Annotated in this window: 19 protein-coding genes and 1 other RNA gene; 14 read left to right on the top strand and 6 right to left on the bottom strand. The window is 66.1% G+C overall.

The window, feature by feature from the left end; all coding sequences use genetic code 11:
* Positions 1-49 precede the first annotated feature (49 nt).
* From K2O51_RS24030 to trxA, 5 genes are all read right to left on the bottom strand, one after another.
* Positions 50-1,831, bottom strand: coding sequence for an ArnT family glycosyltransferase (locus K2O51_RS24030; protein WP_011298280.1), 1,782 nt, complete (start codon positions 1,829-1,831; stop codon positions 50-52).
* A gap of 177 nt (positions 1,832-2,008) precedes the next feature.
* A complete protein-coding gene (locus K2O51_RS24025; RefSeq protein WP_011298279.1) occupies positions 2,009-2,269 on the bottom strand; it encodes a type B 50S ribosomal protein L31 in 261 nt (86 codons plus the stop codon).
* A gap of 174 nt (positions 2,270-2,443) precedes the next feature.
* Entirely contained in the window at positions 2,444-3,301 is an 858-nt protein-coding gene (locus K2O51_RS24020; protein WP_220630891.1) for a M90 family metallopeptidase, read from the bottom strand.
* A gap of 95 nt (positions 3,302-3,396) precedes the next feature.
* On the bottom strand, positions 3,397-4,659 hold the full coding sequence (gene rho, locus K2O51_RS24015) for a transcription termination factor Rho (protein ID WP_011298277.1): 1,263 nt from the start codon (positions 4,657-4,659) through the stop codon (positions 3,397-3,399).
* A gap of 187 nt (positions 4,660-4,846) precedes the next feature.
* The gene (gene trxA, locus K2O51_RS24010) at positions 4,847-5,173 is read right to left on the bottom strand and encodes a thioredoxin TrxA (protein WP_010814265.1); all 327 of its coding nucleotides are present in this window, start codon (positions 5,171-5,173) and stop codon (positions 4,847-4,849) included.
* A 425-nt stretch (positions 5,174-5,598) separates the two neighbouring features.
* Here trxA and K2O51_RS24005 point away from each other — a divergent pair, with 425 nt between their 5' ends.
* The 3 genes from K2O51_RS24005 to K2O51_RS23995 all read left to right on the top strand — a co-directional run bounded on the left by K2O51_RS24005 (position 5,599) and on the right by K2O51_RS23995 (position 12,508).
* Positions 5,599-5,874: a hypothetical protein gene (locus K2O51_RS24005; RefSeq protein WP_011298276.1), complete on the top strand. Its 276-nt coding sequence runs from the start codon at positions 5,599-5,601 to the stop codon at positions 5,872-5,874.
* A gap of 170 nt (positions 5,875-6,044) precedes the next feature.
* On the top strand, positions 6,045-8,918 hold the full coding sequence (locus tag K2O51_RS24000) for a PD-(D/E)XK nuclease family protein (RefSeq protein ID WP_220630890.1): 2,874 nt from the start codon (positions 6,045-6,047) through the stop codon (positions 8,916-8,918).
* A complete protein-coding gene (locus K2O51_RS23995; protein WP_220630889.1) occupies positions 8,915-12,508 on the top strand; it encodes a UvrD-helicase domain-containing protein in 3,594 nt (1,197 codons plus the stop codon). The genes K2O51_RS24000 and K2O51_RS23995 overlap by 4 nt, the downstream gene beginning before the upstream one ends.
* A gap of 217 nt (positions 12,509-12,725) precedes the next feature.
* On the opposite strand, the gene ffs is transcribed toward K2O51_RS23995, so the two are convergent.
* Positions 12,726-12,824: signal recognition particle sRNA small type (ffs, locus tag K2O51_RS23990), an RNA gene on the bottom strand.
* A 130-nt stretch (positions 12,825-12,954) separates the two neighbouring features.
* On the opposite strand from ffs, the gene K2O51_RS23985 reads away from it, so the two are divergent.
* From K2O51_RS23985 to K2O51_RS23935, 11 genes are all read left to right on the top strand, one after another.
* Complete coding sequence (locus tag K2O51_RS23985) at positions 12,955-15,441, top strand: adenosylcobalamin-dependent ribonucleoside-diphosphate reductase (RefSeq protein WP_140950597.1); 2,487 nt, start codon at positions 12,955-12,957, stop codon at positions 15,439-15,441.
* 99 nt (positions 15,442-15,540) lie between these two features.
* On the top strand, positions 15,541-17,733 hold the full coding sequence (locus K2O51_RS23980; protein WP_011298272.1) for a DNA polymerase III subunit gamma/tau: 2,193 nt from the start codon (positions 15,541-15,543) through the stop codon (positions 17,731-17,733).
* Positions 17,734-17,798: 65 nt separating this feature from the next.
* Entirely contained in the window at positions 17,799-18,125 is a 327-nt protein-coding gene (locus K2O51_RS23975) for a YbaB/EbfC family nucleoid-associated protein (protein WP_008647477.1), read from the top strand.
* 61 nt (positions 18,126-18,186) lie between these two features.
* Positions 18,187-18,801, top strand: a complete 615-nt coding sequence (gene recR / locus K2O51_RS23970) for a recombination mediator RecR (RefSeq protein ID WP_011298271.1) — start codon at positions 18,187-18,189, stop codon at positions 18,799-18,801.
* 69 nt (positions 18,802-18,870) lie between these two features.
* Positions 18,871-19,776: a LysR family transcriptional regulator gene (locus tag K2O51_RS23965; protein WP_011298270.1), complete on the top strand. Its 906-nt coding sequence runs from the start codon at positions 18,871-18,873 to the stop codon at positions 19,774-19,776.
* A 147-nt stretch (positions 19,777-19,923) separates the two neighbouring features.
* Positions 19,924-21,120: a CaiB/BaiF CoA transferase family protein gene (locus K2O51_RS23960; RefSeq protein ID WP_220630888.1), complete on the top strand. Its 1,197-nt coding sequence runs from the start codon at positions 19,924-19,926 to the stop codon at positions 21,118-21,120.
* A complete protein-coding gene (locus K2O51_RS23955; RefSeq protein ID WP_011298268.1) occupies positions 21,117-22,097 on the top strand; it encodes a hydroxymethylglutaryl-CoA lyase in 981 nt (326 codons plus the stop codon). The genes K2O51_RS23960 and K2O51_RS23955 overlap by 4 nt, the downstream gene beginning before the upstream one ends.
* Before the next feature lie 76 nt (positions 22,098-22,173).
* The gene (locus tag K2O51_RS23950; protein WP_011298267.1) at positions 22,174-23,187 is read left to right on the top strand and encodes a Bug family tripartite tricarboxylate transporter substrate binding protein; all 1,014 of its coding nucleotides are present in this window, start codon (positions 22,174-22,176) and stop codon (positions 23,185-23,187) included.
* 168 nt (positions 23,188-23,355) lie between these two features.
* Positions 23,356-24,399, top strand: a complete 1,044-nt coding sequence (locus K2O51_RS23945) for an ABC transporter substrate-binding protein (protein ID WP_011298266.1) — start codon at positions 23,356-23,358, stop codon at positions 24,397-24,399.
* Between the two features lie 118 nt (positions 24,400-24,517).
* Positions 24,518-25,330: an ABC transporter ATP-binding protein gene (locus tag K2O51_RS23940; RefSeq protein WP_041679646.1), complete on the top strand. Its 813-nt coding sequence runs from the start codon at positions 24,518-24,520 to the stop codon at positions 25,328-25,330.
* A gap of 36 nt (positions 25,331-25,366) precedes the next feature.
* Positions 25,367-26,158: an ABC transporter permease gene (locus tag K2O51_RS23935; protein WP_011298264.1), complete on the top strand. Its 792-nt coding sequence runs from the start codon at positions 25,367-25,369 to the stop codon at positions 26,156-26,158.
* Positions 26,159-26,162 lie beyond the last annotated feature (4 nt).

Below are 26,162 nucleotides of genomic sequence, written 5' to 3'. Positions count from 1 at the left end.
GCAGCGGCGGCGCGGCCGCCAGCCATGCCGCCGACAGGAGGGTTCAGGGTTACTGGGGCAGACGGCGCCGCGGCAGTTCAGGGCGTGTGTGCGTGGCGTGCGAAGTATCGACCAGGCGATACATCCGGAAACGTTCGTCACGGTCGGCCGGGCGACGGCCTTCCCAGATCAGCCGCCATTCGAAATGCGAGATCTTGCTCGGCTCGCCGTAATCGGCGCTGTCGTGCCGCAGCAGGATGTCGCAGCCATCCTCGGGGCCACCGAAGCGGAAATGTCCAAAGTAGGCGAACGAAGCGAGCTGCGCATTGCCCATGCGGATCGGCTGCACGCATTCATAGGTCGACGGCAGCGCCATGGACGCGGCTTCGACGACATCACGGTAAGTCTTGCCGTAATTGATCGACGGCAGCCACAGCGTCATGGCCATGACCCACATCAGCGTGGTGCCGGCTGCGGAAATCACGACGGGGCGCCAGATCTGCTTGGGCGCGCGCGACAGGCGCCAGCGTACCACCAGCACCCACGCCACCGTCGCGAGCAGCGCGAAGATGACCGCGGAAAGCGTGAAGTGGTGCTGGAAGCCGGGCAACTGCCGGAACACGTTGCGGGCGATGCGCGGCGGCCATCCTGTCGTCTTGGCGATCCACAGGAACCACACCGTGCCGCCGAAGATGGTGAAGAACAGCAGGGCGAACCAGTCGATCGCGTTGATCACGCCGCGCGCGAGCGTCGGCAGCGCAAAGGCACCGAGAATCGCCATCGGCGGCAGCAGCAGGATGAATTGCACGTCGCTGGCGTTGGTCTGCAGGAACAGCAACACCAGTGTCGGCAACAACAGTGCGAGCGGCAGCGCCACATGCGGGGCGCGGCGCATGCCGGCCCAGGCAACCCAGGCCCAGCCTGCGATCGGCCAGACCGGCCACGCATACAGGAACAAGTTGCGCATGTTGAAGCCGAAGGTCTGCATGTTCGGCGCGCCGTAGCTGCGGCGGTCATAGCGTGCCCACTCGCGGATGTAGCTCACCGCTTCAGTCCGGTCTGCCACGCTGAAATAGGCAGCCGCTAACCACGCCGCGACGATCACGAGCGCCATGGGCAGGCCAATCGCGGCCAGGCGCCGCCAGGAGAGCTGAGCGCAGATCGCCGCGCAGACCGCGCCCGCAAGCAGCAAGGCCAGCGGCAGGATGGGGCCGCTGGCGAGCGTCAGGGCCCCGAGGCCAATGCCGAACAACAGGCTGCCCTGCACGGGCTTGTCCAGGCTGCGGACCAGCGCGTACAGGATCATCGCGATCAGCGCGACCTGGCCGACCTGGGCGGTCGTTTCATGGCCGCGGACAGCCAGGCCGACACAGGCCAGGAACACGAGCAGCGCACCGTCGGCGAGCGTGCGGCCATAGTCGCGCGCGCTCGGTTGTCCGCCGAAGGCATAAGCAAAGGGCTGGACCTCGTCGCGGCGTCCGAGCAGGTAAGTCGTGTACCAGATAAAGGCGCAGGTGGCGAAGAAGCACAGCGCCGTGGCCAGGCGCGACGCATCGGGGGCGCCGAGCCAGCCGCCGAACAAGCGGATCATTGCGGCACCGATCCAGAACACCAGCGGCCCGTCTTCGGTGAACGGGCGCCCGGCGATGTTCGGCATCAGCCAGTCATGCACGCCGCCCGTTGCAAGCTGCCACATCACGCCGAACCCGGCCGCATCCTCGTTCTTCCATGGGTCGCGGTCGAACAGGCCGGTCAGCCCGTAGATGAGACAGATGGCCAGCAGCAGGACGCGGGGCAGCGCACCGGTTGCGGCGGCAGTCAACTGGACGGGGGAAGTCTTGGCTTCACGCATCGGCGGGTCGGGTCAGCAATGCGGCGCGAGCCGCTGCCGCAAGCGAAACGGCGGCGCTATTGTCATGACAGAGGGTAAAAATGCAAAGAGGCAGCCGCGGCTGCCTCTTTTGCGGGTTTGCACGGTACCGGAACATCCGTCCCCAGGCACCACGCAAACGGAAGTTCGCCGGAGCGATTACTTCGCAACCTTGCCCAGCTTGCTGCCGAACTTCTGGCGGAACTTCTCGACGCGGCCGGCCGTGTCCATGATCTTCTGGGTGCCGGTGTAGAACGGGTGCGATTCCGACGAGACTTCGATCTTGGCCAGCGGGTATTCCTTGCCGTCCTTCACGATCGTGTCTTTGGTCTGGATGGTCGAACGCGTAATGAAGCTGAAGTCGCAGGACATGTCCTGGAACACGACTTCGCGGTAATTCGGGTGGATGCCTTCTTTCATGGTGATTCCTTACTGGTTGGGTAGCCAGTCCGCTGCGCGCTGCCGGCACAATGCCGCGGCGGCCAACGAACCACTTGCCGATTACGGGCAAACCGGAATTATGGCAGAAAAACAATGGCTTGGGGAAGCGCAACCACAATTCGCGGCCGACCGTCTCCTGCTCGTCGGCGCTGGCTATGCGGAAGTTCCAGCCGGGTCCTGCCGGAAGAACGTTGCGAGGCATTGGTACACCACCGGCCAGTGGCGCTTCAGGCCCACGGGCTCGACAAAAAATGCTTCGGCCGTCACTGCAAAGAACTCGCTCGGTGCCTCGCAGCCGTACGGGTCGATCAGCCGCAAGGCGGCGGGCAAGCGCTCGGGGTGTTCCCAGGCTTCGACCGGATGCCGGTCCCAGGTCTCCGCGAAACGGTCGTATTCAGTCAGGAATGTCTCGGCCCACGCTTCGGCATCGACGCCAGGGTGCAACACCCGCGAGAACGGCGGCACGCCGTCCGGCTCGCCGTCGAGCATGTCGAGCTTGTGGGCGAATTCATGGATGACAACGTTGTACGTGTCTGCGGGAACGTCGTGCTCGGTATCGAGCCCCCCGCCTGGGGATTCGACGTCGGGCCAGGACAGGATGACCGGGCCGTGTTCCCAGGCTTCGCCGCTCGCCTCTTCGACGATGCCATGCACGAGACCGATCTCGTCTTCCACCGTACGCCGGATGATGAATTCGCCCGGGTACAGCACGATGCCATGCCAGCCGCGATACCACTCGATGCCAAGCCGGAGGATGGGAACGCATGCCTGCACGGCGACACTGACGACCATGTCGTCGCTCAGCGGCAGTTCGTGCGCGGTCGAATATTCCTTTTCGGCGATGAAGAGCGTGGCGAGTTCACGCAGCGCACGCCGATCATCTTCCGGGTAGCGCTGGACGAACGGCAGTGCCGACACGGTGTGGTCCCACAGCGCATCGGGAATCGCGTAGTGCTCCAGCTTGCGGGCTTTCGAGCGGGTGCGCAGGAATTGGGTCAGTTTGCCGAGCATGGTGCTAGGGGGCAACGTTGCCGCGGGCCACACGACAAAAAACAAAAAGGCGTGCCGCGGCACGCCTTTTGTTCGCAGGGCGAAGATGCCGAGGCTTAGCCGCCTCTGCGCATCATATCGAAAAACTCTGCGTTGTTCTTCGTCGCTTTCATCTTGTCCAGGATGAATTCCATCGCCTGCACTTCGTCCATGTCCGAGATGAACTTGCGCAGGATCCAGATCTTCTGGAGGATGTCCGGCTTGATCAGCAGTTCTTCGCGGCGCGTGCTGGACTTGTTCAGGTTGATCGACGGATAGACACGCTTTTCGGCGAGTCGGCGTTCCAGGTGCACTTCCATATTGCCGGTGCCCTTGAACTCTTCGTAGATCACGTCATCCATGCGACTGCCGGTTTCGATTAGCGCGGTGGCGATGATGGTCAGCGAACCGCCTTCTTCCAGGTTACGCGCGGCACCGAAGAAACGCTTCGGGCGTTGCAGCGCGTTGGCGTCGACACCACCGGTCAGCACCTTGCCGGAGGCCGGCACCACGGTGTTGTAGGCGCGGGCCAGACGCGTAATCGAGTCCAGCAGGATCACCACGTCGCGCTTCAGTTCGACCAGGCGCTTGGCCTTCTCGATCACCATTTCGGCCACCTGGACGTGGCGGATGGCCGGTTCGTCGAACGTGGAGGCGACCACTTCGCCGCGCACCGAGCGCTGCATTTCGGTCACTTCTTCCGGGCGCTCGTCGATCAGCAGCACGAACAGGTCGGCTTCCGGATGATTGTTGGCAATGGCGTGCGCAATATGCTGCAGCATCACGGTCTTGCCGGACTTCGGCGAGGCCACTAGCAGTGCGCGCTGGCCGCGGCCAATCGGCGCGATCATGTCGATGATCCGGCCGGTGATGTTTTCTTCCGCCTTGATGTCGCGTTCGAGCTGGAGCGGCCGGTTCGGATGCAGCGGCGTCAGGTTCTCGAACATGATGCGGTTCTTGACCGCTTCCGGCGGATTGCCGTTGACCTTGTCGACCTTGACCAGTGCGAAGTAGCGCTCGCCGTCCTTCGGCGTGCGGACTTCACCTTCGATCGAATCGCCGGTATGCAGGTTGAAGCGGCGGATCTGCGACGGGCTGATATAGATATCGTCCGTGCTGGCCAGGTACGACGTTTCCGGCGAGCGCAGGAAACCGAAGCCGTCTGGCAAAACTTCCAGGGTGCCGTCTCCGTAGATGGTTTCGCCCATCTTGGCGCGCTTCTTCAGGATCGCAAACATGAGTTCCTGTTTGCGCATCCGCTGTGCGTTGTCGATCTCGAGCGTTGCCGCCATTTCGAGAAGCGCAGACACGTGAAGCGATTTGAGTTCTGTCAGGTGCATAGACAAAGGGTACAGAAGGCCCGGACGGGCGAGACCTAGAGGGAAGGGGGAAGAAATGAGCGAACGCTCGGGGAAGTTGTTGGTGGCATCTTAGCACAATCCGACCGGCGCGCCAGGACGTGGCGCACGCACATCGGATCGTGGGAAACCCGGAGCCCGCGTCGTCAGGGCTCCGGCAGGCAATCGCTTACAGGTTGCCGTCGAGGAACGCCGTCAGTTGCGACTTGGACAGTGCGCCGACCTTCTGGGCCGCCACCGCGCCGTTCTTGAACAGGATCAGCGTCGGGATGCCGCGGATGCCAAACTTGGCCGGCACTTGCTGGTTCTCATCGACGTTGATCTTGGCGATCTGCAGCTTGTCGCCATAGTCCTTGGCCACTTCGTCCAGGATCGGGGCGATCATCTTGCACGGGCCGCACCATTCCGCCCAGAAGTCGAGCAGGACCGGCTTGTCGGACTGGAGGACGTCGGCATCGAACGAGGCGTCGCTCACATACTTGATTTGTTCACTCATGGCGGAAAACCTCTGGTTTCGCTCAGTTTGTCAATGGCTGGGAATGGCCGAACCGTTACCTTACACGAGAATCCCCGAATTCGCCTGAGGCACTCCGGCGGGATTCGGCAGGGCCTCGGTCGCCTCTGTTTCGCGGATATGGTACCAGTTTGCGGATTTTCAAGCGCCCGTCTGCAAGGGGCTCAAAACCTTCCGGAAAATCGTCGGCGTGGGGATATTCTGCCTTGAATCCCGCATTTACATGAATGCTTGTTTCAATGATGCCAAGAGATTCCGTCAATCGTAGATGTGATTCATACGGCATATGTCAGAATCGACAGCTGGCGCCGGATTTGCCCGCATATGTGCCTGATGCGCAGGCCGCACGCGTAGAATGGAAGGGCAGCACTTCCTGCGCGCCATGCGCCATCGACAAGGCCATCGACATGACTCCCGATTCCCGCAAGCCCACAGAGCCCGACGCCGGACAGCCGTCCCCGGATGTGGAACACCTGAGCGACGCGCTGGATCACATCAGCAGCGCGGTCGAGACCAACAGCATTGCCAGCGGCGCAGCCAAGGGGCTGGTGTACAGCATCATCGAGACCCTTGGCACGCTGGTCGGCGACCCGGATCTGCCCGAACACGCCCGTTCTGGCTACGAAGGCCTGCTGGAAACCGCTCGCGAAATCCGAGCGCGGATCGAAGGCGGCCCGCACTGAGCCAGCCCGTACCCGACCGCGCAGATCCCGGGCTTTTGTACAGAGCCGCCGCCGACATTTGCGGCGGGGACCATGGGGATTTTGTTGTTTTTGCCATTGCCGTTGTTTTTTCCTTCGTTGTCGTATCCCTTTTCTCCACGCAGGCCGCGTAGCACGCGGCAGGTGCGCCCATGACGCCGCTGCGCTTTCGTCCCGGCCCGGATTTCCTCGACCAGGCAGCTGCGGCTGCCTGGTTTTTCCTTGACCGCTGCGGTGTGTCCGAAGCGGGCGCGCACGTGATCGTTCCCACGGCGGCGCAGATCCCCGGCGTACGCATGGCGCTCGATGCTGCAGCGCGCGCCGCCGGCCAGCCGCGGCTGCTGCCGCGCGTGCTCACGCTCGGCCACTGGCTGCTCGACCTGCCGCCTGAAGGCGCGCCGGTGCGCAGCCATGCCGCGAGGCTGCTGGCCGTGCAGCAGGCCGTGCGCGCGCAGGACTGGCTCAGGCGATCGTTTGGCGCCCAGACGGAATCTGCCGCGTGGGGCCTCGCGCAGACGCTGCTGTCGATCTGCGACGAACTCAATACGCGCTGGCTCGAAGACGTCGCCGTGAGCGACGGCGAAGCCATGGATGGCACTGACCGCGCGGCGCTGCTGCAGGGGGCGCTCGAACGTACCTATGCGCACCTGTCCGAGCGGATGCTGGGCGAGGAGTCGCGCATCGTGCTCGCGTTCTGGCAGGCGCTGTCGGGACCCGACGATCCGCTGCCATCGCGCCGGCGTGCGCTGCGCCGGCTCGCGCAGCAACTGTCCGGGCCGGTCGTATGGATCGCCCCGACGCCGCCGACGCCTATCGAAGGCGCCTTCCTGCGTGATGCCGACGAGCTCGTGCCAGTGCTGGAGATCGGCTACGACTGGTCTGGCGCCGCCGAAGCCCAAGAGCCGGGCTGGTATGACACTCTGATCTCGCTGTGGCCCGAGGCACGGATCTCCGATGCCGCCGACGCCCCGGCATTCACGCCAGCGTTGCCCACATTGCCCGAAGCGCGCCCGGCTATCCGCGTCATCGGTACCGCCCGTTTCGAGGATGAAGCGGCCGCTGCGGCGGACCAGCTCGTGCAATGGCTCAACGCCGGGCGCCGCAATATCGCGCTGGTCGCACACGACCGCGTCGTGGCCAGGCGCGTGCGTGCTTTGCTGGCGCGCGCCGGTGCACCGGTGCGGGACGAGACCGGCTGGAAGCTGTCGACCACGCGTGCGGCCGCGGCACTGATGCGCTGGTTCGACCTGCTCGTGCGCGATGGCGACACCGCCGCGCTGCTCGACTTGCTGAAAAGTCCGTTCTGCCTGCCCGATTTCCCGGACCGCGGTGCCGCCATCGCGCTGATCGAGCGCCAGGTCCGCCGCGACAATGTCAGTGGCGGTTGGGACCGGCTGCGCCATCTGCCGCGCGCATTGCCCGCTGCGTTGGCCGACGCCGATGCTGACGACACCGAAATCAAGCGCGCCGAGGCAGTGCGCCGCAGTGCGGGCGAGCTGCTCACCATCCTTGCTGACGAGGCGGCACGCTGGCCGCGTGGCCTCGCGCAGCATCCGTTGTCGATGTGGCTCGGTTGCCTGGACGGCACGCTTGACGCGCTCGGCATGCGCGCCGCGCTCGCTGCCGATGAAGCCGGTCGGCAATTGCTCGATGCACTCGCGCGCTTGCAGGACTTGCCTTCGGATGAAACCAGTTCGCACGCCACGCTGAGCCAGGCCGAGTTCCGCGCGATGCTGTCGGCCTTGCTGGAGTCCGTGGCGTACAAGGAGCCATCGGCGGCAAGCGCGGCGCGCATCACCATCTTGCCGCTGAACGGCGCACGCATGCGCCGTTTCGACGGCGTGGTGGTGGTGGGCTGCGATGACGCGCAACTGCCGTCGAGTGCGGCGGAACTGATGTTCTTTTCCAACCAGATGCGCCGCGAACTGCAGCTCGAGGACCGCGAGTCACGCTTTGCGCAGCAGGCGCGCGACCTAGCCGAAGTCCTGCTTAACAACGACGACGTGGTGCTGACCTGGCAGCGCCTGGGCGGCCGCGGCGAGCCCAAGCACGTATCCGGCTGGATCGAGCGCCTTTCCGCATGCTGCGCGCGCGCTGGTGTCGCCATTGAAGCCAGCATGGCACCGCTGGTTCATCAGACCTTCGCCGAAACGCAGGGCATGCCCGCACCGGCTGCACCCCAGCTGGTGCCGGCACGCTGGAGCGCGCAGGCCTACAACATGCTGCGGCGCTGCCCGTATCAATTCTTCGCCGGCCGCATGCTGGGCCTGGCCGGGCTTGACGCTGTCAGCGATGATCTCGAGAAACGCGATATCGGCGAGCTGCTGCACCGCGTGCTGCTGCGCTACCATCGCGAACTGCTGGCGCGCCGTGAGCGCGGCGAGACCGTGCCGGAGGCGGAGCGCCTTGACCGGCTGCGCGAAATCTCGGACGACGTCTTTGGCGCACTGATGGCCGAGGACGGCAATGCCATCGGTTACTACCGGCGTTGGTGTGAAGTCCTGCCGTCCTACGTGACCTGGCAGACCGAGCGCGAAGCGCAAGGATGGTTCTGGCGGGGCGGCGAAATCGACGCCGGCGTGGACCTGCCCATGCCGGACGGCAAGCCGATCCGTTTGAACGGGCGCATCGACCGGCTCGACCAGGGGCCGGGCGGCGCGCATGCCGTGCTCGACTACAAGACGCAGAGCGCCGCGCGCCTCAAGCGCAAGACCAGCGAGGTCGAGGAGGACTGCCAGCTGCCGTTCTATGGCCTGTTGCGCGCGGATGCGGTCGGCGGAAGCTGGGTGGCGCTGGAGGGCGTGCGCGACGGCGCCGCCAGCCTGCAGCGCGAAGTCGACCTGCCTGATTTCGACGCCGCCGTTGCGTGGCTCGAGCGGCAGTTGCGCGACGACGTCATGCGCCTGCGCGAAGGCGCGCGGCTGCCGGCGTTCGGCGACGCATCCGCCTGTATGTATTGCAGTGCCCGCGGCCTGTGTCGCAAGGGCTTTTGGGAATCCACCGCCGTGCCAGCGCTGACAACATGACAGTTCACGCCTACCTGCGCGACGGCCAGCCGGTGGCCGAGGCCGATTTCACCCGCGCCGCTTGCGATCCCGCCAGTTCCGTCGTGGTTGAGGCCTGCGCCGGCAGCGGAAAGACCTGGCTGCTCGTGGCACGTCTGGTGCGCCTGCTGCTGGCCGGCGCCGCCCCGCACGAAATTCTGGCGATTACCTTCACGCGCAAGGCCGCGGAGGAAATGCGCGAGCGTCTGCTGGAAGTGCTCGCACAACTCGCGCGCGACAGCGACGAGGCCGTGGTCGAAGCGCTTGTCATGCGTGGCATGACCGCGCAGGCCGCCCATGAATCGCTGCCGCGCGCGCGTCGCCTGCACGCTCAGGTACTCGCCGCGCCGGGCCGCATGGCCATCGACACGTTTCACGGCTGGTTCGGCACGCTGCTGCGCGGCGCGCCGCTCGCCTCAGGTGTCGTGCCGGGCGCTTCGTTGCGCGAAGATGCGCTGCGCATGAAGCGTGAAGCCTGGGCGCCAGTCTGGCGCTCGCTGGCGACGCCGAAGTACGCCGAACTCAGGCAGGCTTATGAAGCGCTGGTCGATGCGGTCGGCGAATTCCAGGCGCGCGGCCTGCTTGATGCGATGTTCCACGCGCGCAGCGAATGGTGGGCCATGCGCGAAGGCGGCGATCCGGCCGAGGCCCTGGCCGAGTGCCTCGGAGAAGATGCGCAGGGCGAGGTGCTTGTGCAGGCCCTGTGCGATGAAGTCTCGCTGGAGCGGTGCCAGTCGCTGGCATCGCGGCTCGGTACGGCTGGCAAGACAGAGCAGACCCATGCGGGCCGCATCCAGGATGCGTTGATCGCCATCGGCAATTGGCGCGAAGCCGGCGCGGTGTCCGGCAAGCCATGCGAGCAGGCGTTTGCGCTGCTGCGCACAGCGTTCTTCACGGCGGCGGGCAGTGCGCGCTCGCTACGCCGGACCAGCGCGCTGGTCAAGTCGGCCGGCGGGGAATCGCAGGCGGATGCACTGTTGGCCGAGCACGGCGAGTTGTGCGCGATGCTCGAAGAGATCAGCGCCAGACGCTGCGAAGCCGCGGTGCTGGCTGTCAATCTTGCGCTCTACCGGCTGGGCAATGCGCTGCTGGAACGCTACCAGCAGTACAAGAGCGAGCAGCGCGCGATGGATTTCGCCGACCTCGAATGGCAGGCCGCCTGCCTGATGGCTGACGAGGAAACCGCCACCTATCTGCAGGTGCGTCTCGACGCGCGCTACCGCCATCTGCTGCTCGACGAATTCCAGGACACGAACCCGCTGCAGTGGCGCATCCTGCAAGGCTGGCTTGCCGGGTACGCAGGTCTTGGCGAGCGCCCGACGGTGTTCCTGGTCGGGGACCCGAAGCAGTCGATCTACCGGTTCCGCCGTGCCGACGCGCGCCTGTTTGGCGCGGCCAGCACCATGCTGCAAGCGGAGTTCGGCGCTACTGTGCTGCGCACCAATCGCACGCGGCGCAATCGCGCGGAAGTGCTCGCATGGGTCAATGCGGTGTTTGACTCTGCGCGTGCTGAGGGGCGATATCCGCTCTACGAAACGCAGACCACGGCGCTGCCGGAAGGGGGCGGGCCGGTCTGGTTGCTGCCTCTCGTGGAGGCCGAGGACAAAGGAGATGAGGCGCTCGCCAACGCATCGGAATCGGCAGATGACGCTACATCCGAAGTCGGCCACCGCGACACGCTGCTGCAACCGCGGCGGCAGGAGGGCGATTCGCTGCGCCTCGAAGAAGGCCGGCGCGTAGCGGCATGGCTGCGGCACATCCATGACACTGTCCCCGTGCACGAAGGCCGCGAACAGCGGCCAGCGCGCTGGAGCGACATGCACCTGCTGGTCCGGCGCAAAACCCATCTGGCCGACTACGAACGCGCGTTGCGCGAGGCCGGCATCCCGTGCCTGAGCCCGCGCCGCGGCGGCCTGCTGGCTACGCTGGAGGCGCTCGATCTGTCGGCGCTGCTGGCATTCCTGATGACGCCCGAGTCGGACCTGGACCTCGCCCACGTGCTCAAGAGCCCGCTGGTTGGCGCCACGGACGATGACCTGATCGCGCTGTCGCAGCTGGAAGGCGAGCGCGGCTGGTGGACGCGCATTGAGGCGAGCGGTGTTCCGGCATCATGCTCGGACGCCGTGCGCGATGGCGTGGCGCGGCTGCGGCATTGGTTGCGGCTCGCGCCGCACCAGCCCGTGCACGATCTTATCGACCAGATTTTCCACGGCGGCGAAGTGCGACGGCGCTATGCCGAGGCCGCGCCGCCAGACATCCGCGAGCAGGTGCTGGCGAACCTCGATGCCTTCCTGAAACTGTCGCTGGATCTCGACGGCGGCCGTTATCCGAGCCTGCCGAAGTTCATCGACGAGTTGCAGGAAATCCGACGCGGCGACGAGCAGGAGAGCCCGGATGAAGGCGGCATGGCCGAAGATGCCGAGCCAACTGATGAGGATCCTTCGCAGGCCGGGCTCGATGCGGTGCATATCCTGACCGTCCATGCCGCCAAGGGCCTGGAGGCCCCGTTCGTCGTGCTGCTGGACGCGAACCATAGCGATCCCGCACCGGATCGCGGCGGCATCCTGATCGACTGGTCGCCGGAATCGCGGGTGCCGCGGCATTTTTCCGCATATGGCAAGCGCAGCGAGCGCGGGCTGGCCCGAGCGCCGCTGTTCGAAGCCGAGGCCGCGCTGGGCGAGCGGGAGAACTGGAATCTGCTTTACGTGGCGATGACGCGGGCCCAGCAAGGCCTGCTCGTCAGCGGCGTCAAGGGGCGCGCCAGCCGCAATGCCGAGGCGGAGTCGGGCAGCGAGATTTCGGGAAGCTGGTATGTCAGGCTGCAGGCGGCCGGCGTAGGCGAGGCCGTGGCCGATCGTCCTCCGGTGGAAGCGGGCAACGTGCCAGCGGTTTCCCGCGCGAGCGAGCCCGTGCGCTTCACGGATTTCCGCTTGCGCTATCGCGATGCGGCTGACGTGGCACGGTTTGCCGAAGATGCGGACGACTTGGACGCGCCGCTGCTTGAGACATCGGGCGACGAGACCGAAGGCATCGTCTTCAATGCCGCCGCGGCGCGCCACGGGGAACTGATCCACGCGTTGCTGGAGCGGATTACACGCTATCCGGACGCGTTTGATGCCGTGCCGGACGTGGAAACCGTGCTGCGCTGGTTTCCGCTTGCGGGCGCTGGCTCGCCAGGCGCGAAGCAGGCATGGCAGGCGCAGATCGAAGAGGCGGTGGAGGCGGTGCGCACGATGCTGTCGGCCGAGGCGCTTTTCCCGCTGCTACGGAGCGCCGACGCAGTGTCCGCGCGCAATGAGGTCGAACTGTACGATGGCCGCGGCCGCCTGTTGCGTATCGACCGGCTGGTGGAGTTCGACGACAGGGTCGTCATCATCGACTACAAGCTGCGTTTGCTGCCGCAGGAACATGCCGCTTACCGCAGCCAGCTCATGCGCTACGTGGTGGCCGTGACGCCGATGTTCCGCGGCAAGCGCGTGGACGCTGGGGTGGTCACGGCGAAGGGGGAATGGATCCCCGTCGAAGCGCTGTCCGTGCCGGCAGCGGAGCCAGTGCAGGGTTCGCTGTTCTGAAAGCAGAGCCGGGCGCGTCCTCCCATCTCGCCGGAATCGGTGCAGAATGGCGAGGACGGCGCCCGTGGCGTTGCTGTACTACAGTGACGGGATGCCCTGCGTGGACGAACGCACGACGTATCGACGACGTATCGGAAAGGCCTGAGAAAAGTAGGGGATTTTTTTGCCGGACAGCCCGTGAAGCCGGACCGAGGCAGGGGGAAGCGGAAGGAATGAGGTGGACGAGCCTGGCCCTCGGCACTGGTGGAAAACGGCTATGGCTGCTTCGTTCCCGACCTGACCAGGTTGACCGCGCCACCATGCGAGGAGGCCCGTCCGACCGCTATTGTACCCCAGAGTGGCGCACTGCGTCGAACTTGCATCGGATTGATCTTGCGCAGGCGCGTTTGCCTGCCGTGGCTGGAGCATACCGGCTGCCCAATCGGACATGAATGGTGAGCCAAGACATGAACGCAAACGACCAGATCCTGCGCGGCGCGCTGGCGCCGCAGGAAATCTCGACCGAAGTCCTGCTGGAGAAATACGCCAAAGGCGAGGAGCAGAGCGTCACGGACGTGCGCAAGCGCGTGGCGCGCGCACTCGCGCAGGCCGAGACGGAGGATCAGCGCGAAGGCTGGACCGCGCGTTTTCTTTGGGCGCAGGAGAGCGGTTTTGTGCCGGCTGGGCGCATCAACTCGGCCGCGGGCACCGGCATCCAGGCCACGCTGATCAATTGCTTTGTGCAGCCCGTGGGCGATTCGGTGTCGGAGCCGCGCGGTGGCAGGCCCAGTATCTATACGGCGGTCGCGCAGGCAGCCGAAACCATGCGGCGCGGCGGCGGCGTCGGCTATGACTTCTCGGCCATCCGGCCGGCCGGTGCGCTGGTGCGCGCGACGCATTCGCGCGCTTCGGGCCCAGTGTCGTTCATGAAGGTGTTCGACGCGTCGTGCGCGACGGTCGAGTCGGCCGGCGCACGGCGCGGCGCGCAGATGGGCGTGCTGCGTTGCGACCACCCCGATATCGAGAGCTTTATTCACGCCAAGGACAAGGGCGATCTCAGCAACTTCAATATTTCGATCGGCGTTACTGACGAGTTCATGCGCGCGGTCGAGCGTGACGAGGAAGTCGAACTCGTGCACGAGGCCGAGCCCGGTGCCGACCTGATCGCCGGCGGCGCCTACCGGCGCGACGACGGCCAGTGGGTCTACCGGCGCATGCCTGCCCGCCTGCTCTGGGATCAGGTCATGCATGCGACCTACGACCATGCCGAGCCCGGCATCCTGTTCCTGTCCCGCATCAACGCCGACAACAACCTCTATTACTGCGAGACCATCGAAGCGACCAATCCGTGTGCCGAGCAGCCGCTGCCGCCATACGGTTGCTGCTGCCTGGGCTCGATCGACCTGACGCGCTTCGTGCGGCAGCCGTTCACGCCGGACAGCGATTTCGACTTCGACGCGTTCGCGGAAGTCGTCCGGGTGTCCACGCGCATGCTGGACAACGTGCTCGACGTGACCTTCTGGCCGCTGCCCGAGCAACAGGCTGAAGCGCAGGCCAAGCGCCGCGTGGGGCTGGGTTTTCTGGGCCTGGGCAGCGCGCTCGTGATGCTTGGCCTGCGCTACGACAGCGAGCCGGCGCGGGTGGTGGCCGCTCGCATCGCCGAACGCATGCGGGATGAGGCGTACCTTGCATCGACGGAGTTGGCTGCGGAGAAGGGCGCTTTCCCGTTGTTCGACGCCGATGCCTATTTGCAAAGCGGTTTTGCGAGCCGGCTGCCCGAGCCTGTGCGCCAGGCGATTATGCGCAATGGCCTGCGCAACTCGCACCTGCTGTCGATCGCGCCAACCGGCACCATCACGCTGGCCTTTGCCGACAACGCTTCGAATGGCATCGAACCGGCGTTCTCGTGGACGTACCAGCGCAAGAAGCGCATGCCGGACAACACGTACCGCACGTACGAAGTGGCCGACCACGCATGGCGGCGCTACCGTCACACGGGTGCGGACATGAACAAGTTGCCGGATGCCTTCGTCACGGCGCTGCAGATGTCGGCGCTGGACCATATGCGCATGCTGCAGGCCGTGCAGCCGTATATCGATACCAGCATCAGCAAGACCGTCAACGTGCCGGAGGATTACCCGTACGAGGCGTTCCGGAACCTCTATCTGGAGGCTTGGAAGGCCGGGCTCAAGGGGCTGGCGACCTATCGGCCCAATAGCGTGCTCGGTGCAGTGTTGTCGGTCAGTGTGCCGGCTGTCGCGGCCTCCTCGACGGCGACGACCGTTGACGACCCGTTGGTGCGGCCGTATGGCAGCCGCCCCGTGGGCGACCTCGAAGGGGTGACTTCCAAGCTCGACTACATGACCTACGAGGGGCACAAGACCGTCTACCTGACCGTGAACTTCATGCGGGTCAGCGGCATGGTGGACGGCAAGCCGGTCGAGATCGAGCGGCCGATCGAGTTCTTCATGCCGGCCGGGCAGCGCAGCGAGGGGCAGCAGTGGATCACGTCGACCATGCGCCTGTTGTCCATGGTGGCGCGCTCCGGCGGCTCGGTGGCGAAGGCGCTGGCCGACATGCGCAATGTCGTATGGGACAAGGGCACGGTCCGCTACGGTACGCTGGCGCGGCAGGACGGCACCGAGGTGCCGCGTTTCCATGATTCCGAGGTGGCGGCCATCGGCTATGCGCTCCAGCGCATCCTGATCAAGCGCGGCTTTCTTGATGCCGAAGGTATCCAGGTGCCGGTGGCCGAACTGGCAGCGCGCCTGGCCCGCCGCGAGAATGGCGCCGCCGGGGCGGAGAGCGGGAAGGGCAACACGGTCGCCGCTGCCCCTGTCAACCCGGCCCTCGGCACCGGAAAACCATGCCCGGAGTGTGGCGCGCACGCCCTGCACAAGGTGGACGGCTGCGCCAAGTGCGCCAACTGCGGATACGTGGGCGAGTGCGGCTGACCGGGCCCGGCGCTAGCCCAGTCGGCGCCAAGGCTGGCGGGGGCGGCGGTTGCCGTGGCGGCCGCCGTCGCGGCCCCGCCTTTTGCTACAATCGCCGGCATGAGTTATCAAGTTCTAGCGCGCAAATGGCGCCCCAGGGATTTCACCACGCTGGTCGGCCAGGAGCACGTGGTCCGCGCGCTCACGCACGCGCTGGAACAGCAACGGCTCCACCACGCCTACCTGTTCACCGGCACGCGCGGGGTCGGCAAGACCACGCTGTCCCGGATCCTGGCCAAGGCCCTCAACTGTACCGGTGCTGACGGCAACGGCGGTATCACGGCGCAGCCGTGCGGCCAGTGCAAGGCATGCACCGAAATCGATAGCGGCCGCTTCGTCGACTATATCGAGATGGACGCGGCCTCGAACCGCGGCGTCGACGAAATGGCGCAGCTGCTGGACAAGGCGGTGTACGCGCCGACGGCGGGGCGCTTCAAGGTCTACATGATCGATGAAGTGCACATGCTGACCAACCACGCCTTCAACGCGATGCTGAAGACGCTGGAGGAGCCGCCCGGCCACGTCAAGTTCATCCTGGCCACGACCGACCCGCAGAAGATTCCGGTCACGGTGTTGTCGCGCTGCCTGCAGTTCAATCTCAAGCAGATGCCGCCCGCGCAGATCGTGTCCCACCTGGACAATATCCTCGGGCAGGAAGGCATCGGCCATGACGGCAATGCGCTGCGGCTGCTGGCCCAGGCGGCCCACGGCTCGATGCGCGACGCGCTGTCGCTGACCGACCAGGCCATTGCCTACAGCGCCGGCGAGGTGTCCGAGGAAGCCGTGCGCGGCATGCTCGGCGCAATCGACCAGGGTTATCTCGTGCAATTGCTCGACGCGCTGGCAGCCGAGGACGGCGCCGCGCTGATCGGCATTGCCGACGCCATGGCCGACCGCAGCCTGTCGTTCGCCGGCGCGCTGCAGGACCTTGGCTCGCTGCTGCACAAGATCGCACTGGCCCAGGCCGTACCGGCTTCGGTGCAGGACGAATGGCCGGAAGCTGGCGATGTGCGCCGTCTGGCGGGCGTGTTCGATGCGCAGGAAGTCCAGCTCTTCTACCAGATCGCGAACCTTGGCCGCAGCGAGTTGGCGCTGGCGCCTGACGAGTACGCTGGTTTCACCATGACGCTGCTGCGTATGCTGGCGTTCCGCCCGTCGTCGACGCCGGAACCGCTGCCTGCATCAGCGCCGGGGCAGGGCGGTGGCGCTACGCCGCGTGCCCGTACTGTGGCAGCGTCCGCGCCGGTCGTGGCTGAACCCGTGGCGCGCTACGCGGAATCTGCTGCGTCGCCGACGCCTGCCCCTGCGCCCGCTCCGGCAGCGCAGGCCCCTGCGGTGGCTGCGCCGGCCAGGCAGGACGCTGGTGGGGATGCACCGATGTCGCCTGCCCGGGCCGCCCTCGCGGCAGCGCGGCAGGCTTCTGCCGCTCGCGGCGGTGGTAGTGGTAGCGGCCGGGCGCTTGCCGCGGCGCCGATGTCGACCCCGGCAGGCGGTGCCGCACGCCAGCCGGCCCAGCCGCTGCGCGCGCCGGCACCCGCCGCCGCCGCGTCGCGCCCTGCGCCTGCGCCCACGGCAAGGCCGGTGCCGCCGGCCGCAGCGCCTGCACCGGCCCGCAAGCCCGCCCCGCAAGCCGAAAGTGCCCCGCCGTGGGAGGCGTCGGGCGGCAGCGACATCCCTCCGTGGGAAGACCTGCCTCCTGACCTGCCGGTCTTTGGCCCCTATGACAACGAGCCCGTGAGCCTGCCGACGAAGGCAGCAGCGCCGGCGCGCGCGTCGAAGCCGGAAGCTCCGGCCCCCGAGGCGCCCCGCCCGCGGCCTGTGGCAAAGGCTGTTCCGCCGCGTCCGCCCGCAGCTGCGGAAGACGGTACGCCGCCGGTGTTCACGGGGGAGTGGCCTACGCTGGCCGCCAACCTGCCGCTCAAGGGCCTGCCGCAGCAGTTGGCCTACCAGAGCGAACTGACCCAGGTGGTCGGGCGTACCTTCAACCTGCGTATTCCAGTTGCGGCGCTCGGCGAAAACGGCGTTGCCGAGCGCCTGCAGCAAGTGCTGTCGGACCACTTCGGTGTGCCGGTGCGCGTGCAGTGCGAAATCGGCGCGGTCTCCGAGACGGCCGCCGCGGCCGATGCGCAGGCCCGTGCCGAGCGCCAGCGCGAGGCGGAGGCCAATATCGAAGCCGACCCGTTCGTGCAAGGCCTGCTGCGTGACTTTGGCGGCCAGATCGTGCCGGGCTCGATCCAGCCGCGCGTGGCCTGAATTTTCCGGGCCGCGCGGGGCGCGGCCTTCCAACCGCTTTCTATCGAATCCAGGAGCATTCCATCATGATGAAAGGTCAACTGGCCGGGCTGATGAAGCAAGCCCAGCAAATGCAGGAAAACATGAAGAAGATGCAGGAGCAGCTCGCCCAGATCGAGGTCGAGGGCCAGTCCGGCGCCGGCCTCGTGAAGGTGGTCATGACCTGCAAGAACGACGTGAAGCGCGTCACCATCGATCCGAGCCTGCTTGCCGACGACAAGGATCTGCTCGAAGACCTGGTTGCCGCCGCGTTCAACGACGCCGTGCGCAAGGCCGAGGCGACCACGCAGGAAAAGATGGGCTCGATGACCTCGGGCCTGCCGCTGCCCCCGGGCTTCAAGCTGCCGTTCTGAGGCACGCCGACGGCATGATCAAGACGCGCGCAATGTCCATGCGGTACGTGGGAGGGCGGCCGTGAAGGCTGCGCCGCCCACCTCGCTGCAGGCGCTGATCGAGGCGCTGCGGGTGCTGCCCGGCGTGGGTCCGAAGTCCGCCCAGCGCATGGCCTACCACCTGCTGCAACACGACCGCGAGGGCGCGCGCAAACTCGGCGATGCACTGCGCGGGGCGGCTGACCATATCCGCCATTGCGCGCGCTGCAATACGTTCACCGAGCAGGAAATCTGTGAGACCTGCCTCGATGACCGGCGCGACGGTTCGATCCTGTGTGTGGTGGAAACCCCGGCGGACCAGATCATGATCGAGCAGACGCTGACCTATCGCGGCAAGTATTTCGTGCTGATGGGCCGGCTGTCGCCGCTTGACGGCATCGGCCCGAAGGAAATCCATCTGGACCGCCTGCTCGCGCGAGCCACCGATACGGAGATGGGCGGGCCGGTGGGCGAAGTCATCGTCGCGACCAATTTCACCAGCGAAGGCGAGGCCACCGCGCACTACATCGGCGAGATGCTCAAGGCGCGCGGCCTCAAGGTATCGCGCCTGGCACGCGGCGTGCCGGTCGGTGGCGAACTCGAGTACGTCGATGCCGGCACCATTGCCCGCGCGGTGATGGACCGCCGCAATCTCTGAGGCTGGCGCACTCCGCATCATGACCTGCTCCGAACTGCCTCTCGCTAACCGACTCCTGCACTGCCCGCAATGAACCTGGCCCGCTTCGATCTTGTCACGCTCGGCTTGTTCGTGGCCGTCGTCCGGCAGGGCAGCATTTCGGCGGGAGCGAGGCAGTCGCACCTGGCCGTGGCCGCCGCAAGCAAGCGCATTTCGGATCTGGAAGCAGCAGTGGGCGCCCCGCTGTTTTTCCGTCATGCCGCGGGCGTGCAGCTGACCGAAGCCGGGCAGGCCTGCTACCACCATGCGCTGACGATCCTACAGGACGTGGAGCGCATGGCCGGGGTGATGTCCGACTATGCAAGCGGCGTGCGCGGCCAGGTGCGCGTCTGCGCCAATACCTCCGCCATCACGCAGTTTCTGCCTGACGACCTGGCGGTTTTCATGCGGCTGCATCCGACCATTCGCATCGAGCTCGAAGAGCAGAACAGCAGCGACATCGTCGCGGCGCTGGTCGAGAATCGCGCCGACGTCGGCATCTTTGCCGATCGCACGCCGTGCGCGGGCCTGGTGACCGTGGAGTACCGCCAGGATGAACTGGTCATGGTCACGCCGCCGGGCCACCCCTTGTCCGAGCGTGGGCCGGTGCGCTACGCCGACACCCTCGAATTCGACTTTGTCAGCCTGCCGCAGGTGACTTCCCTTGCCGCGCGCCTGCTCGAGGAAAGCAGCCGGCTGGACCGCCCGTTCCGGCTGCGCATCCAGGTGCGCAGCTTTGACGCCATGTGCCGCATGGTGATGGCCGGCCTTGGCGTGGGCGTGCTGCCGCGCATCGCGGCCGAACCGCATGTGAAGTCGATGGGACTATCGCTGGTGTCGCTGCAGGATGCCTGGGCGAAGCGCTCGCTGCTGATCGGCATGCGCGACCCGGCCGGCCTGACGGTTTCGGCGCGGCTGCTCATTTCACATCTTTGCGGCGACCGCGCGCCGTTCTAATCACATCTGCAAGCCGCAGGCCTTTCGCATTCGGAGAAAGCCCGCTTCACCGATTGCCGATTCCGGCCAGCCCGCCGCTGGGGCAAACTCCGTCGAAACGCAAACACGCCCGCAACGCTCAGCGGGCCGCACCGTACGGAGACAACCATGGCGCAACAGATTCTCGAGGGCATCCGCGTCCTCGAACTCGGGCAACTGATTGCCGGCCCTTTTGCCGCCAAGACCCTGGCCGACTTCGGCGCCCACGTGGTCAAGATCGAGCCGCCGGGCCTGGGCGATCCGCTGCGCAAATGGCGCATGCTGCATGAGGGCACATCGGTCTGGTGGGAAGCGCAGTCGCGCAATAAAGAATCAGTCTGCATCGACCTGCGCCAGCCCGAAGGCCAGGCGCTGGTGCGCAAGCTGGCCGCCGAAGCCGATGTGCTGATCGAGAATTTCCGCCCCGGCACCATGGAAAAGTGGGGCCTCGGTTGGGACGTGCTGCACGCCGACAATCCGCGCCTGATCATGCTGCGTGTGTCTGGCTATGGCCAGACGGGCCCGAAGAAGGACGAACCGGGGTTTGCCGCCGTGGCCGAAGCCATGGCCGGCCTGCGCCACCTGACCGGCGAGCCGGGCCGGGCTCCCGTACGTGCCGGCCTGTCGCTGGGCGACACGATCGCCGGACTGCACGGTGCGATGGGCGTGCTGCTGGCCCTCTACCAGCGCGATGCGCGTGGCGGGGAAGGGCAGGTCATCGACGTGGCGCTGTACGAGTCGCTGTTCAATCTCAGTGAAAGCTTGCTGCCGGAATACTCGGCATTCGGCGCGGTGCGCCAGCCAGCCGGCGGCGCGCTGCCCGGCATTGCGCCATCGAACGCGTATCCGTGCCAGAGCGGCGAGTATGTACTGGTGGCGGCCAACGGCGATGCCATCTTCAAGCGCATGATGCATGCGATCGGCCGCGCCGACCTGGCCGAGGACCCGGCGCTCGCGCAGAACGATGGCCGTGTGAAGCGTGTCGAGGAAATCGATGCCGCGATCGCTGCCTGGACCAGCACGCAAAGCGTGGAAGCTGTGCTCGCCGTGCTGCGCGAGGCCGAGGTACCGTCTGGGCGCATCTACACCGTCAAGGACATCGCTGAAGACCCGCACTACCGTGCGCGTGGCGTGATCGAATCCGTCACGTCGGCCGGCGGCCTGACCGTGGAAGTGCCCGGCATCATGCCGAAACTGTCGGGCAGTCCCGGCGCGATCCATGACCGCGCGCCGACACTGGGCGAGCACACCGACACGGTGCTGGAACAGGCAGGGTTTGACGCGGCAGCCATCGCCGATCTGCGCGCACGCAAGGTAATCGCATGAGCGCCGCCGAATTCAACTCCCCGGCCTTGCGCGGCCCAGCCCGTATCGAGATTAACGAAGTGTCGCCTCGCGACGGCCTGCAGATCGAGCCGGTCGTGGTGCCTACCGATGCCAAGGTCGCCTTTGTCGATGCGCTGTCCGCCTGTGGCTTCGCGCGCATCGAAGCCACATCGTTCACATCGGCCAAGGCCATCCCGGCGCTTGCGGATGCCGAAGCGCTGATGCACCGCATGCATCGCCGGCCCGGCGTGCGCTATACCGCGCTGGTGCCGAACCTCCGTGGCCTGGAGCGCGCGCTTTCGTGCCGGCCCGATGAGGTCAACCTGGTGATGTCGGTCAGCGAAACCCACAACCGCGCGAACCTGCGCATGACGCGTGCGCAATCGGAGGCGCAGTTGCTCGCGATGATCGCTGAGGCCCGCGCGGCCGGTGTGCCGGTCAACGTGTCGCTGTCGACGGTGTTCGGTTGTCCGTTCGAGGGCGAGGTGAGCACTGACGCCGTGATGGCATTGGCTCACAGCTTTGCGGAGGCCGGCGCGCAAGGCATCACGCTGTGCGATACCACCGGCATGGCTTTTCCGAACCAGGTCGCGCAGATGTGCGAGCAGTTCCAGCAACGCCTGCCGGATACGGGCCTGACCATTCATCTTCACAACACGCGCGGCATGGGTTTGGCGAATGCCGTGGCAGCCTGGGAAACCGGCGTCACACGCTTCGATGCCGCGGCCGGCGGCCTTGGTGGCTGCCCCTATGCGCCCGGTGCGAGCGGCAATGTCAGTACTGAGGAGCTCGTGCACATGTTTGCCTGCATGGGCGTGCAGACCGGCGTGGACCTGCCTGCGCTGCTCGATGTCGTCGCCGGCATTCCCGCGCTGGTGGAACGCGACATCGGCAGCCAACTGCTGCGCGCCGGCCCGCGCCTGCGCACGCATCAGCCGCCAGCCTGGCTGGCAGAGCATTTCGCCGGACAGGACTAGGTTCCTGAGGCATGCGCGCGCCGGGGCAAGCGGCGCGACGACAAAAAAAGACTTTTACCGATACCGGAGACATTCCATGAAGCAAGCCTTTTCCCTACGGCCGGCGCGCCGCAAGCTCATGGCCGCAGCCATGCTCGCCCTTGGCGGCGCTATCGTCACCACTGCGCCGCGCGCCTTTGCGCAGGACGGCAGCTACCCGACTCGACCTGTCACGCTGGTGGTCTCGGCCGCGGCTGGCGGCACCACCGATCTGGCGGCACGCATGATTTCGGAGCCGCTGGCCAAGGCGCTGGGCCAGGCCGTCGTGGTGGACAACCGCCCCGGCGGCAACGGCAGCATTGCGGCGCAGGTCGTCGCGCGTGCCAAGCCGGACGGTTACACGCTGCTGGTGCAGTACTCCGGCTTCCACGTTATCACGCCGCTGCTGGTGAAGAACCTGCCGTGGGATCCGGTCAAGGATTTCGCACCGGTCGCCAATCTGTTGTCCGCTCCGCAGGTGCTCGTGGTCCGCCAGGGGCTGCCGGTGAAGTCGCTCAAGGAACTGGTGGCCTATGCCAAGAGCCATCCGGATAAGTTGAACTACGCATCGTCGGGCAACGGTTCATTGCAGCACGTCTCGACGGAGTTGCTGAACCAGATGGCTGGCATCCGCATAACCCACGTGCCGTACAAGGGCACCGGCCCGGCCATGACCGATCTGCTCGGCGGCAATGTGGACCTGACCATGACCACGCCGCCGCCGCTGATGGGCCATATCGCCGCGGGCAAGCTGCGTCCGCTGGTGGTGACCAGCAAGACCCGTCTGCCAAGCCTGAAGGACGTGCCGTCGGCGCCGGAAGCCGGCTATCCCGACCTCGACGTGTCGTCGTGGTTCGCGATGTACGCGCCGGCGGGCACGCCCAAGCCCGTGATCGACAAGCTGGCCGGCGAGATCGAGAAGATCATGCGCACCGATGCGTTCCGCAAGAAAGCCGAGGAGCTGGGTGCCGAGGCTGTCTTCATGGGGCCGCAGCAACTGGCGCAGTATCAGAAGGCAGAACTGGCGCGATGGGGCAAGGTGATCAAGTCCGCGGACATCCACGCCGAATAAGCGCGGACGGCAAGCCGATCGAAAGCAATGGGGCGTATGCTGAAGCCGGCAGCAATCTGGCCGGCTTTAGGTATTCGCACCGATGCGGGTCGGTGAAAGGTCCGCTAGCATCGCACTGGGCCGCAGCGCGGCACGCCGTTTGCAGATCCCAACGGGTAGGAGAATCGAATGTATAACAAGAAATTCTGGAAACAGTTCCTGATCGCGCTGGCGCTGTTTCTGGCCGGGTGGTTCACCTTCGGTCAGGCACAGGCTCAGGGCAAGCCCGAGAAAACCAAGGTGACGATCGCCGTCGGCGGCAAGAACCTTTTCTATTACCTGCCGCTGACCATTGCCGAGCGGCTGGGCTACTTCAAGGAAGAAGGGCTGGACGTCGAGATCGTGGACTTCGCCGGCGGTGCCAAGGCGCTGCAGGCCGTGGTGGGCGGCAGCGCGGACGTGGTGTCCGGCGCGTTCGAACACACCATCGGCTTGCAGGCCAAGGGGCAGCGCTACCAGGAGTTCGTGCTGCAGGGCAGGGCGCCGCAAATCGTGCTGGTGGTCTCGAACAAGACCATGCCGGGGTTCAAATCGATCGCCGACCTGAAGGGCAAGAAGATCGGCGTGACCGCGCCGGGCTCGTCGACGAATATGATGGCGAACTTCGTGCTGGCCAAGGCCGGGCTCAAGCCGTCCGACGTGTCGTTCATCGGCGTGGGCGCGAGCGCCGGCGCGGTGGCTGCGATGCGTTCGGGCCAGATCGACGCCATGGCCAACCTGGATCCGGTGATCTCGATGCTGACGCAGAAGAACGAGGTCCGCATCGCTTCGGATACCCGCACGCTCAAGGACACGCAGACCGTGTTCGGCGGCAATATGCCGTCGGGCTGCCTGTACGCGTCGGCAGCGTTTATCCAGCAGAACCCCAACACCACCCAGGCACTGACCAACGCGATGGTCCGCGCACTGAAGTGGCTGCAGAAGGCTGGCCCGTCCGACATCGTCAAGACCGTGCCCGAAAGCTACCTGCTCGGCGATCGCGCGCTGTACCTGGCTGCGTGGGACAAGGTCAAGGAAGCGATCTCGCCGGACGGCATGATGCCGGCCGATGGTCCGCGCACCGCGCTGAGCATGCTGCAGCAATTTGACGCCGAGCTGAAGGGCAAGTCCGTCAAGCTCGAAGACACGTACACCAACGCGTTCGTGCAGAAGGCCAACGCGAAGTACAAGTAAGCCTGCGCCGCGTGCGTCCCGGGCCCGCTGCTGTGTGCAGCCGGCCTTTGCATTGCGGGGCCGGCGGCCATCATCACCCTCGATGCGCGCCATGGCGCGGCGAACGAGACGGTTTCCCATGAGCATTCCCGCACTTTCCCTCGACAAGGTCACCTGCACCTTTGTCTCGCGCGACGACCGCAGCCAGCGCTATACGGCGGTCAAGGACGTTACCCTGGCCATCCAGCCGGGCGAGTTTCTATCGGTGGTCGGCCCGACCGGCTGCGGCAAATCCACGCTGCTCAATGTCGGCGCCGGGCTGCTGGAGCCGTCGAGCGGCGAGGTCCGCGTGTTCGGTGAGCCGCTGCGCGGCATCAACCAACGCGCCGGCTACATGTTCCAGGCCGAGGCGCTGATGCCATGGCGCAGCGCTCTAGACAACGTCGTGGCCGGTCTCGAATTCCGCGGCGTGCCGCGCGCCGAGGCCGTGAAGCAAGGTGAGGAGTGGCTGCGTCGCGTAGGCCTGGGCGGCTTCGGCGACCGCTATCCGCACCAGCTTTCGGGCGGCATGCGCAAGCGCGTGAGCCTGGCACAGACGCTGGTGCTGGATCCGGACATCATTCTCATGGACGAGCCGTTCTCCGCGCTCGATATCCAGACGCGCCAGCTGATGGAGAACGAGGTGCTGGACCTGTGGGCCGCCAAGCGCAAGGCTGTGCTGTTCATCACGCACGACCTTGATGAGGCGATCGCCATGAGCGACCGCGTGGTGGTGCTGTCGGCAGGGCCGGGCACGCATCCGATCGGCGAGTTCGCGATCGATTTGCCGCGCCCGCGCGACGTAGCCGAGATCCGCAACCATCCGCGCTTCGTCGAACTGCACGCCGCGATCTGGGACGTGCTGCGCGAAGAGGTCCTGAAGGGCTATGCGCAGCAGCGCAACGCGGCCTGATTGCTGCGTTCAACCTGACATCGAATCCGAATTTCCATGGCATTCCGTCCTGACTCCAAGGGCATGCTGCGCGTCTGGCAGCTGCTCGTCCTCGTGGTGATCCTCGGCGTGTGGCACTTTGCCACGCGGTCGCAGGAGGTCGCCTTCTTCTTTGGCGAGCCGCTGATGGTGGCGCAGCGCATCTGGAACTGGTTCATCGTCGAGCGCGATATCTACCTGCATCTCGGCGTGACGCTGCTGGAGACGGTGCTGGCTTTCGGCATCGGCACCGTGGCCGGCCTGGGTGTCGGCCTCTGGCTCGCGCTGAGCCCGTTGACGTCGGCGATCCTCGACCCCTACGTGAAGGCGATGAACTCGATGCCGCGCGTGATCCTGGCGCCGATCTTCGCGGTGTGGTTCGGGCTGGGCATCTGGTCCAAGGTGGCGCTGGCCGTGACGCTGGTGTTCTTCATCGTGTTCTTCAACGTCTACCAGGGCGTGAAGGAAGTCAGCCCGGTGGTGCTGGCCAATGCGCGCATGCTCGGCGCCAATCGCCAGCAACTGCTGCGCCATGTCTATCTGCCGAGCGCGACGAGCTGGGTGTTTTCGTCGCTGCATACGTCGGTCGGCCTGGCCTTTGTCGGCGCGGTGGTCGGTGAATACCTGGGCTCCGCGCGCGGCGTGGGCTACCTGATTCTTCAGGCCGAGGGCACATTCGACATCAACACCGTGTTCGCGGGCATCGTGGTCCTGACGGCGTTTGCGCTGGTGCTGGACTGGATGGTCGGCGCCGGTGAAAAGCGGCTGATGAAATGGCAGCCGAAGATCGGCGAGACCGAGAAGCTCTGAAGAT

Origin of the sequence: Cupriavidus pinatubonensis (assembly GCF_019602855.1) — a bacterium.
Taxonomy (GTDB): domain Bacteria; phylum Pseudomonadota; class Gammaproteobacteria; order Burkholderiales; family Burkholderiaceae; genus Cupriavidus; species Cupriavidus pinatubonensis.
Note: the sequence above shows the minus strand (reverse complement) of the source record. Positions and strands in the feature narration are given on the sequence as shown.